We start from the raw sequence: 6,444 nt of genomic DNA, 5'->3' as shown, positions 1-6,444 counted from the left end.
TTGAGTTCTCAAGGAACGGACGCTTCCTTTGTACTCACCCTCGCGGGCTTTCCTCCGGGCTTTCGTTCTGTTCTTGCGTTTCCGACTCTATCAGAGTCTTTCGCGCTTCGCTTTCCAGGTTCTTCGCTTTCGCGTTTTCCCTTTCCGGCGATTCCGACTCTATCAGATTCTTTTTCCTGGCCGTTACCGGCTGGATTGGAATTCCGATGGCCTTCGGAGGGCCTTTCCCTTTCGGGTGGATCAGACTTTATCAGGTCTCCCTGGTTCTGATTCCCACCCGCTCGCACGGGGCAACGGGCACACGTGTGTACCCGGGTCCTTGCGAGGTGGAGACGTAAACGTACTGGAGCGGGGCCCCCGGACGCAAATCCGGTTGCCCCGCTCCAGTGAGGTCGCTACGAACGCGGAGGTCAGACCTCTACGACGACCGGGAGGATCATCGGGCGGCGGCGGTAGCCGTCCGAGACCCACTTGCCCATCGTGCGGCGGATGAGCTGCTGGATCTGGTGCGGTTCGGCGACACCGTCCGCGCCTGCGCGGGCGATCGCCTCCTCGATCTTCGGGAGGATCGCGGCGAAGGCGGAGTCTTCGATGCCGGAGCCGCGGGCCTGGATGTTCGGACCGCTGACGACCTTGCCGGTGGTGCTGTCCACCACGACGAAGACCGAGATGATGCCTTCGTCGCCGAGGATGCGGCGGTCCTTGAGGGAGGCCTCGGTGACGTCGCCGACCGAGAGGCCGTCCACGTACACGTAGCCGGCCTGGACCTTGCCGGAGATCCGGGCCTTGCCGTCGATCAGGTCGACGACCACGCCGTCCTCGGCGATGACGATGCGGTCCTTCGGGACGCCCGTCATGGCACCGAGCTCGGCGTTGGCGCGCAGGTGGCGCCATTCGCCGTGGACCGGCATCAGGTTCCGCGGCTTGCAGATGTTGTAGAAGTACAGCAGCTCGCCCGCGGAGGCGTGGCCGGAGACGTGCACCTTGGCGTTGCCCTTGTGCACGACGTTGGCGCCCCAGCGGGTGAGGCCGTTGATCACGCGGTAGACCGCGTTCTCGTTGCCGGGGATGAGGGACGACGCCAGGATGACCGTGTCGCCGGGGACGATCCGGATCTGGTGGTCGCGGTTGGCCATGCGGGACAGGGCCGCCATCGGCTCGCCCTGGGAACCCGTGCAGACCAGCACGACCTCGTCGTCCGGCAGGTCGTCGAGGGTCTTGACGTCGACGATCAGGCCGGCCGGGACGCGCAGGTAGCCCAGGTCACGGGCGATGCCCATGTTCCGGACCATCGAGCGGCCGACGAAGGCGACGCGGCGGCCGTACTCGTGGGCGGCGTCGAGGATCTGCTGGATGCGGTGCACGTGGCTGGCGAAGGACGCCACGATGATCCGCTTCTGGGCACCCGCGAAGACGCCGCGGATGGCGTTGGAGATGTCGCGCTCCGGCGGGACGAAGCCCGGGACCTCGGCGTTCGTCGAGTCCGAGAGGAGGAGGTCGATGCCCTCTTCGCTCAGACGCGCGAAGGCGTGCAGGTCGGTGAGGCGGTTGTCCAGCGGCAGCTGGTCCATCTTGAAGTCACCGGTGCACACGACCATGCCGGCGCCGGTACGGATGGCCACGGCCAGGGCGTCCGGGATGGAGTGGTTGACGGCGATGAACTCGCAGTCGAAGGGGCCCAGGTTCTCGCGCTCGCCCTCCTTCACCTCAAGGGTGTAGGGGCGGATGCGGTGCTCCTGGAGCTTGGCCTCGATGAGCGCCAGCGTCAGCTTGGAGCCGATCAGCGGGATGTCCGGCTTCTCCCGGAGGAGGTACGGGACGGCGCCGATGTGGTCCTCGTGACCGTGGGTGAGGACGATGCCCTCGATGTCGTCGAGACGGTCCCGGATCGACGAGAAGTCCGGCAGGATCAGGTCGATGCCCGGCTGCTCCTCCTCGGGGAAGAGGACGCCGCAGTCGACGATCAGCAGACGACCGTCGAACTCGAAGACGGTCATGTTGCGGCCGATCTCGCCGAGACCGCCCAGCGGGGTGACCCGCAGGCCGCCCTTGGGGAGCTTCGGCGGCGGGCCCAGTTCGGGGTGCGGATGGCTCAAAAGTTTCTCCTTCACCACGCGCGCCACGTGCCCCTGGAGGCACGCGGCGCGCATGTCATTCGTGCACTTGCTCTTGTCTTTTTTTGATCTTGGTTATTCAGTTGTGAAGTCTGTTGTCAGAGCTGTACCCCGCCGGCGGCAAGATCGATCTTGAGCTGCGCGGTCTCTTCGTCGGTGAGGCCGACGAGCGGGAGGCGCAGCGGGCCCGCGGGCAGGCCCTGGAGGTTCAGCGCGCCCTTGGTGGTCATCACGCCCTGGGTGCGGAACATGCCGGTGAAGACGGGCAGCAGCTTCTGGTGGATCTCCGTGGCCTTCTGCACGTCGCCGCCCAGGTGGGCGTCGAGCATGGCACGCAGCTCGGGGCTGACCAGGTGGCCGACCACGGAGACGAAGCCGACCGCGCCGACCGACAGGAGCGGCAGGTTCAGCATGTCGTCGCCGGAGTACCAGGCCAGGCCGCTCTGGGCGATGGCCCAGCTGGCGCGGCCGAGGTCGCCCTTGGCGTCCTTGTTGGCCACGATACGGGGATGCTCGGCCAGCCGGACCAGGGTTTCGGTGTTGATCGGGACACCGCTGCGGCCCGGGATGTCGTAGAGCATGACCGGCAGCTCGGTGGCGTCCGCGATGGCCGTGAAGTGCCGGTAGAGGCCCTCCTGCGGCGGCTTGCTGTAGTACGGGGTCACCGCGAGCAGGCCGTGGGCGCCGGTGCGCTCCGCCTGGCGGGCGAGCTCCAGGGTGTGCCGGGTGTCGTTGGTGCCGATTCCGGCCACGACGTGGGCGCGGTCGCCGACCGCTTCGAGTACGGCTCGTACGAGGTCGTTTTTCTCCGCGTCGGTGGTCGTGGGCGACTCACCGGTGGTGCCGTTGATGATCAGGCCGTCGTTGCCTGCGTCCACCAGGTGGACGGCGAGCCGCTGCGCGCCGTCGAGGTCAAGTGCGCCATCCGCCGTAAACGGCGTGATCATGGCGGTGAGGACCCGCCCGAAGGGGGTCTGCGGAGTCGAGATCGGAGCCATGGGTAACACGCTACTCGCTGCCACGCTCGCGGTGTCCCCTCGGGGGACGTCAACACTGGGTTGGAGCCCGGCACTGCCTGCTCGGGGGTTCAAGCAGTGCCGGGTCCGTTTGATCAGCCTAGATGAACTTTCCGAAACGCCGCAATACGGACACTTGGGACTTATCGCCGCACATCTGTACGCCGCACGTGCATCGGACCTTACGGGGCAACGCGACCGTTGCCGTTGAAGGCGGCGTAGGTCAGCGGCATGAGCTTGGCCCACTCCCGCTCCATCTTCTCGCCGACCATCTCGATCTCCCGCTGCGGGAAGGACGGCACCGCCGCCAGCTCGTGCTGGGTGCGCAGCCCGAGGAAGTGCATGAGCGAGCGCGCGTTGCACGTGGCGTACATCGAGGAGAACAGGCCCACCGGCAGGACCGCGCGGGCCACCTCGCGGGCCACGCCGGCCGCGAGCATCTCCTGGTACGCCTCGTAGGCCTGGCGGTACGAGTCCTCCATGACCCGGCCGGTCAGCTCCTGCTGCGCCTCGGTGCCCTCGACGAAGACGTACTTGCCCGGACGGCCCTCCTGGACGAGCTTGCGCTCGGCGTCGGGGACGTAGAAGACCGGCTGGAGCTCCCTGTAGCGGCCGGACTCCTCGTTGTAGGACCAGCCCACCCGGTGGCGCATGAACTCGCGGAACACGAAGATCGGGGCGCTGATGAAGAAGGTCATGGAGTTGTGCTCGAAGGGGCTGCCGTGGCGGTCGCGCATCAGGTAGTTGATGAGGCCCTTGGAACGCTCGGGGTCCTTCTGCAGCTCCTCCAGGGACTGCTCGCCCGCCGTGGAGACGCGGGCGGCCCACAGCACGTCGGAGTCGGCGGCGGAGTGCTTCACCAGCTCCACCGTCACATCGCTGCGGAAGCTGGGTTTCTGGTCTGAAGCGGCGGTCTCGCTCACGCGGGGTCCTTCCGAACGGGTCTTTCCTGGGGCGCGCCCACTCTACGGCGCCGACCGGGGGCGGCCGCGCAGGCGCCTGGGCGGCCGGAGGGCCGCTCCGGGCGCGCCCGCGTCACCCGGCCGGCTGACGGACCGCCATGAATTTTGGTTAATGTCCCGAATTCCGGCACCGATTGGGCCTTCCGCTCGTCCTACAGGGAGAACGCGTTCCGTCCCGTCCGCAGCGCCCCCAGGGGCCCGACCGTGAGGAGAGTCGCTCCCGATGTTTCGCCGGCGCGAACCCGTCCCCTTCGCCTTCGTCGCCGAGGCCGACCGATTCCGCAGTAACGTCACTCCGCCGCCGCGCGAGAGTCTGAGCAAGACCCAGATCGCCGCCCGTAGTCTGGTCGGACTGACCGTGGTGGCAGGGCTCGTCGGCTCGCTGCTCTTCGGGATGCCCGCGCTGCAGCCGTACAAGGTGACCGAGAAGGCGCAGCAGTCGGAGGCCTCCGAGGGGCGGTAGCCTCACGGGCACAGTCCAACCGAACGTGCATGTGAGTGAGGTCCAGCCGTGCCCCTGCCCTTCTTGACGGCCGACGGCGTCTTCGACGCACACGAGGACGAAGCCCTCCCGCATGCGGATCCCGAACGCTGGCGGCGCCCCTACCGGCCCGGCCCCTGGCGGGTCGCCGGCGCGGCGCTGCTGCTCCTGGTCTCCGCCTTCATGCTGCTGGCCACCGTGATCATCGCCTTCGCCGGCACCTGGGGCGGCGCGGCCGTCGCCGGGGCGGCCTCGCTCACCGTGATCGGCTGCGCGTTGCGCGTGCTGCGCACGGGCGTGTGGGTGAGTCCGGCGGGCCTGCGCCGGGTCGGGTTCTTCGGGACCCGCTCGATCGCCTGGAGCGAGATCGACTCGGTCCGCAAGGTCCAGCAGCCGGTGCGCTGGCTGGGGCTGCCGAGGACCGTGCAGGGACAGGCCTTGACGGTGGCCGGGCACGGCGGGGCGGAGCTCCCGGTGCTGCTCACCGACCACAGTGCCGACTTCCTGTCCCGGGGCGAGGCCTTCGACCGCGCGGCCGGCCGGGTGGAGGCGTGGGTCCGTGAGTACCGGGCCGTGCCCGCCTGACGGCGGGGAGCGGTCCGCCCGTGTGGGGCCCGTACGGGGATCAGACCTGTACGGGCCCTTCGTGTGCCGGCCTGGCGGCGTGCAGGGCGATCGCCCGCTGCATCGCCTTGCGGGCCCGCGGGGTGTCGCGGGCGTCGTGGTAGGCCACGGCGAGCCGGAACCAGCTGCGCCAGTCGCCCGGAGCGTCCTCCGTCTCGGCCTTGCGGCGCGCGAAGACCTCGTCGGCGGAGTCCCGCAGGATCCGTCCGTAGCCGTCCCGTTCCAGTTCGTCGACGGGCAGGCCGCCCTCGGCCTCCAGCTCGGCCGCGAGCTGGTTGGCGCGGGTGACGAACCGGGTGTTCATCCAGAGGAACCAGATGCCGATGACCGGCAGGATCAGCACGGCGGCACCGAAGGTGACGGTGAGCCAGGTGCCCTGCTGGAGCAGCATCACGCCCCGGCTGCCGACCAGGACGAAGTAGACGACCAGGACGGCGGCCGTGAGGAAGTACGTGATCTTCGCGCGCATGGGTGCTACTGCCTCATCAGCCGAGGTCGAGGAAGTTTTCCAGGCCGAAGGTGAGGCCCGGGGTCTGCGTCACGCGGCGGGCGCCGAGCAGGATGCCCGGCATGAAGCTGCTGTGGTGCAGGGAGTCGTGACGGATGGTCAGGGTCTCGCCCTCGCCGCCGAGGAGCACCTCCTGGTGGGCCAGCAGGCCCCGCAGGCGGATGGCGTGCACGGGCACCCCGTCGACGTCCGCGCCGCGGGCGCCGACGAGGGCCGTCGCGGTGGCGTCGGGCTGGGCGCCGAGCCCGGCCTCGGCGCGGGCGGCCGCGATGAGCTGGGCCGTACGGGTCGCCGTACCCGAGGGGGCGTCGACCTTCTTCGGGTGGTGCAGCTCGACGACCTCGACGGATTCGAAGTAGCGGGCGGCCTGGACGGCGAACTTCATGGTGAGGACCGCGCCGATGGAGAAGTTCGGAGCGATGAGCACCCCGGTCTCCGGGGAGGCGGTGAGCCAGGTGTCCAGCTGTGCGAGGCGGTCCTCGGTCCAGCCGGTGGTCCCGACCACGGCGTGGATGCCGTGGCCGATGAGGAAGTCGAGGTTGTCCATCACCGAGTCGGGGGTGGTCAGCTCGACCGCGACCTGGGCGCCCGCCTCGGCGAGCGCCTCCAGCTTGTCACCGCGGCCCAGGGCCGCCACCAGCTCCATGTCCTCGGCGGCCTCGACCGCCTTGACCGCCTCGGAGCCGATGCGGCCCCGGGCGCCGAGGACTGCCACGCGCAGCTTGCTCATGTTGCTTCC

The 6,444-nt window shown here is 69.1% G+C and carries 7 protein-coding genes; 2 read left to right on the top strand and 5 right to left on the bottom strand.

Annotated features, from left to right (window positions below):
• Positions 1 to 410: 410 nt before the first annotated feature.
• The 3 genes from ABZW32_RS32120 to thyX form a co-directional block, all read right to left on the bottom strand.
• Positions 411 to 2,096 (bottom strand): ribonuclease J, encoded by a 1,686-nt coding sequence (locus ABZW32_RS32120; RefSeq protein WP_356222767.1) that lies wholly within the window; start codon positions 2,094 to 2,096, stop codon positions 411 to 413.
• A gap of 116 nt (positions 2,097 to 2,212) precedes the next feature.
• Positions 2,213 to 3,112 carry a 4-hydroxy-tetrahydrodipicolinate synthase gene (dapA, locus tag ABZW32_RS32115; protein WP_266842731.1) on the bottom strand — a complete coding sequence of 300 codons (900 nt, stop codon included), beginning with the start codon at positions 3,110 to 3,112 and terminating at the stop codon, positions 2,213 to 2,215.
• Positions 3,113 to 3,312: 200 nt separating this feature from the next.
• Positions 3,313 to 4,053: an FAD-dependent thymidylate synthase gene (gene thyX / locus ABZW32_RS32110; RefSeq protein WP_030227608.1), complete on the bottom strand. Its 741-nt coding sequence runs from the start codon at positions 4,051 to 4,053 to the stop codon at positions 3,313 to 3,315.
• A gap of 262 nt (positions 4,054 to 4,315) precedes the next feature.
• Here thyX and ABZW32_RS32105 point away from each other — a divergent pair, with 262 nt between their 5' ends.
• Positions 4,316 to 4,555 (top strand): hypothetical protein, encoded by a 240-nt coding sequence (locus ABZW32_RS32105; protein ID WP_356222764.1) that lies wholly within the window; start codon positions 4,316 to 4,318, stop codon positions 4,553 to 4,555.
• Positions 4,556 to 4,603: 48 nt separating this feature from the next.
• The gene (locus ABZW32_RS32100) at positions 4,604 to 5,158 is read left to right on the top strand and encodes a PH domain-containing protein (protein ID WP_356222762.1); all 555 of its coding nucleotides are present in this window, start codon (positions 4,604 to 4,606) and stop codon (positions 5,156 to 5,158) included.
• A gap of 40 nt (positions 5,159 to 5,198) precedes the next feature.
• Here ABZW32_RS32100 and ABZW32_RS32095 read toward each other — a convergent pair whose 3' ends face one another.
• On the bottom strand, positions 5,199 to 5,666 hold the full coding sequence (locus tag ABZW32_RS32095; RefSeq protein WP_356222759.1) for a hypothetical protein: 468 nt from the start codon (positions 5,664 to 5,666) through the stop codon (positions 5,199 to 5,201).
• Between the two features lie 16 nt (positions 5,667 to 5,682).
• Complete coding sequence (gene dapB / locus ABZW32_RS32090) at positions 5,683 to 6,435, bottom strand: 4-hydroxy-tetrahydrodipicolinate reductase (protein WP_356222757.1); 753 nt, start codon at positions 6,433 to 6,435, stop codon at positions 5,683 to 5,685.
• Positions 6,436 to 6,444: the final 9 nt, after the last annotated feature.

It is taken from the genome of Streptomyces sp. NPDC004667 (assembly GCF_040609475.1).
In the GTDB taxonomy this organism is placed as follows: Bacteria; Actinomycetota; Actinomycetes; order Streptomycetales; family Streptomycetaceae; genus Streptomyces.
This window is presented reverse-complemented; position numbering and strand designations above follow the sequence as displayed.

Excerpts from the sequence above, each read along its gene's own strand:
- dapA (WP_266842731.1), bottom strand. The coding sequence starts at position 3,112 with ATGGCTCCGATCTCGACTCCGCAGACCCCCTTCGGGCGGGTCCTCACC.
- ABZW32_RS32105 (WP_356222764.1), top strand. The coding sequence starts at position 4,316 with ATGTTTCGCCGGCGCGAACCCGTCCCCTTCGCCTTCGTCGCCGAGGCC.
- ABZW32_RS32095 (WP_356222759.1), bottom strand. The coding sequence starts at position 5,666 with ATGCGCGCGAAGATCACGTACTTCCTCACGGCCGCCGTCCTGGTCGTC.
- dapB (WP_356222757.1), bottom strand. The coding sequence starts at position 6,435 with ATGAGCAAGCTGCGCGTGGCAGTCCTCGGCGCCCGGGGCCGCATCGGC.